Here is a 2,920-nt window from a genome sequence, read left to right on the forward strand (position 1 = left end):
GGCGCGCCGTCGCGCCCACCCTCCCGACCGACCCCGCCCAGGAGGCGACGTGGTCTCGCAGCAGCTCCGCCCCGCCCCGCAGGAGAGCCCGGCGTCGCACGCCGCGCCCCGCGGCTCCCGCTCGGTCCCCGTCCTCCTGCTCAAGATCCTCGTGCTCGCGGTGGTCATCAGCACCGTGGTGTCGCTGACGCCGGCGCTCGTCGCGGCGGAGCGGTGGGGCTTCCTCGTCTTCTTCTGGGTGCTCGTGCTGCTCGTCGTCGCCGTCTACGCGACCCGGCGCGCGATCCCGCTCAAGTACCTGCTGCCCGGGGCGGTGCTGCTCTTCAGCTTCGTCGTCTACCCGGTCATCTCGACCTTCCAGGTGTCGCTGACGAACCTCGGGGACGGCACGCGGGCCACCCGCGAGGAGGCCACGGCGCAGATCCTCGGGGCGTCCGTCGTCCAGGCGCCCGACGCGCCGCGCTACAACCTCAGCGTCGCCACGACCGGGTCCCCGTCGGCCGGGCCCTACGCCTTCCTCCTCGTCGACCCGGCGACGGGCGAGGCCTCCGTCGGCACGGACGAGGGGCTCGAGCCGCTGCCCGACGCGACCGTCACCGACGGCTTCGTCACCGCGGCCGACGGGTACGAGCTCCTGACGCCGGTGCAGGTCAACGACGCGAGCGCCCAGCTGGCCGACCTCACGGTGCCCGTCGACGGCGGGGCCATCCGCCAGCTCGGCATCCGGCAGGCCTTCCTCGGCTCCACGCCCCTCGTCTACGACGAGGACGCCGAGACCATCACGAACACCGACACGGGCGCCGTCTACGCCCCGACGCTGCAGGGCGACCGCGAGTACTACGTCAGCGCCGACGGCCAGCGGCTCTCGGACCAGTCCTGGGCCGCCGACGTCGGTCTCGCCAACTACGTGCGGGCCTTCACGGACGCGCGGATCCTCTCGGACTTCCTCGGCATCTTCGGCTGGACCCTCGTCTTCGCGACGCTCTCGGTGGCGACCACCTTCGCGCTCGGGACCGTGCTCGCCATCGTCCTCAACGACCGCCGCGTCCGGGGCCAGAAGGTGTACCGCTCGGTGCTGCTGCTGCCCTACGCCATCCCGAGCTTCATCTCGCTGCTGCTGTGGTCGGGCTTCTGGAACACCGACTTCGGGCTCGTCAACGAGCTGACCGGGCTGAGCGTCAACTGGTTCGGCGGCGAGACGACGGCGAAGGTCGCCGTCATCCTCACGAACCTCTGGCTCGGGTTCCCCTACATGTTCCTCGTCGTCACCGGAGCGCTGCAGGCGGTCCCTGAGGACCTCAAGGAGGCGGCGGGGCTCGACGGCGCGGGCGGCTTCACGGGCTTCCGCACCATCACCTTCCCCCTCCTGCTCATCCCCACGGCGCCGCTGCTCGTGGCCTCCTTCGCCTTCAACTTCAACAACTTCAACACGATCTTCCTGCTCACCGGCGGCGGGCCCTTCACGCCGGACAACCCGACCGCCGGCGGCACGGACCTGCTCATCAGCTACACGATCCGCCTCGCCTTCGGCGCCAGCGGGGCGCAGTTCGGCTTCGCCTCCGCCATCGCGGTGCTGCTCTTCATCCTCACCGGCGTCGTCGCCGCCCTGCAGTTCCGCCTGACCCGCCGCCTCGAGGACGTGATCTGACATGACCAGCCAGGAGCTGCGCGCGGGCACCCCGACCGCCCCCGGCCACCTCGCCGCGCCCGGTGGCGACGGCCCGTCCGCGCCGTCCGTCCCGCCGACCGCCTACCGGATGAGCCGGGGGCGCTGGTGGCGCGAGGTGGGCTGGCGGCACGTCGTCGGCCTCGCCGCCGTCGCCTTCGCCGTCTTCCCTGTGCTGTACATCGTCTCGGCGGCCTTCAACCCGCTGGGCAGCGTCGTCTCGACCGACCTCGTCCCGCGCCAGCTGAGCCTCGTGAACTTCCAGGCGCTCTTCACCGACCCGTCGAGGCCCTTCGGCCGGTGGATGCTCAACACGCTCGTCGTGTGCACCTCGGTGACGCTCGTCCAGGTCACCTGCAGCGCCCTCGCCGCCTACGCCTTCAGCCGCTTCCGCTTCCGCGGGCGCCGCGGGGGCCTGCTGGCCCTGCTGCTCATCCAGATGTTCCCGCAGATCCTCGCCACCATCGCGCTGTTCCTGCTCTTCACCGACCTCGGCGAGGTCATCCCGGCCATCGGCCTCAACACGCTGGCCGGCTACGTCCTCGTCATGTGCGGCAACGCCTTCGCGCAGGTGTGGCTCATCAAGGGCTTCTTCGACTCGATCCCGGCGTCCCTCGACGAGGCCGCGACGGTCGACGGCGCCGGGCACGCGACGATCTTCTTCCGGATCCTCCTGCCGCTGCTCGTGCCGATCCTCGCCGTCACGAGCCTGCTCGCCTTCGTCGGCGTCATCAGCGAGTTCCTCATCGCCTCGATCTTCCTGCGCGAGGCGGGCGTGCGGACCGTCGCCGTGGGCCTGTGGTCGGTCATCGAGAACGACCGCTCGAACAACCTGGGGCTCTTCGCGGCCGGTGCGCTGCTCACGGCGATCCCCGTCGTCCTGCTCTTCCAGTACCTCCAGCGCTTCATCGTCGGCGGCATCACCGCGGGCGGGGTGAAGGGGTGAGCCCGGCGCCCCGGGACCACGAGCTCCGCGCGCCCCACCACGACGGCTCCGCCTGGTGCACGGGGACGGCGTCGCCGGCCCTCGGCGAGCGCGTGCCCGTCCGGGTCCTCGTGCCGGACGCGGCCGACGGCTCGCCGTGGGGCGGCGCCGTCCACGTGCGCCAGCTGCGCGACGGCGAGCCCGTCCTGCGGGCCGCCGTGCCGGACGGCCGCGGCCCGGGCGGCACGTGGTTCTCCGCCGAGGTGGAGGCGCGCAACCCCGTCACCTCCTACCGCTTCCTCCTCGAGGGGCGCGACGGCGGGGGGGGG

Annotated in this window: 2 protein-coding genes and 1 pseudogene; all 3 read left to right on the forward strand. The window is 72.3% G+C overall.

The window, feature by feature from the left end:
• Positions 1-49 precede the first annotated feature (49 nt).
• Positions 50-1,648 (forward strand): ABC transporter permease subunit, encoded by a 1,599-nt coding sequence (locus WDV85_RS06400; RefSeq protein ID WP_339569848.1) that lies wholly within the window; start codon positions 50-52, stop codon positions 1,646-1,648.
• A 109-nt stretch (positions 1,649-1,757) separates the two neighbouring features.
• Positions 1,758-2,612, forward strand: coding sequence for a sugar ABC transporter permease (locus WDV85_RS06405; protein WP_445263242.1), 855 nt, complete (start codon positions 1,758-1,760; stop codon positions 2,610-2,612).
• Positions 2,609-2,920, forward strand: a pseudogene (locus tag WDV85_RS06410) (hypothetical protein); the annotation flags it as partial. The gene WDV85_RS06405 and the pseudogene WDV85_RS06410, both read left to right, overlap by 4 nt.

This window comes from Pseudokineococcus sp. 5B2Z-1 (assembly GCF_037482305.1).
Classification (GTDB): Bacteria; Actinomycetota; Actinomycetes; order Actinomycetales; family Quadrisphaeraceae; genus Pseudokineococcus.

Excerpts from the sequence above, each read along its gene's own strand:
- WDV85_RS06405 (WP_445263242.1), top strand. The coding sequence starts at position 1,758 with ATGAGCCGGGGGCGCTGGTGGCGCGAGGTGGGCTGGCGGCACGTCGTC.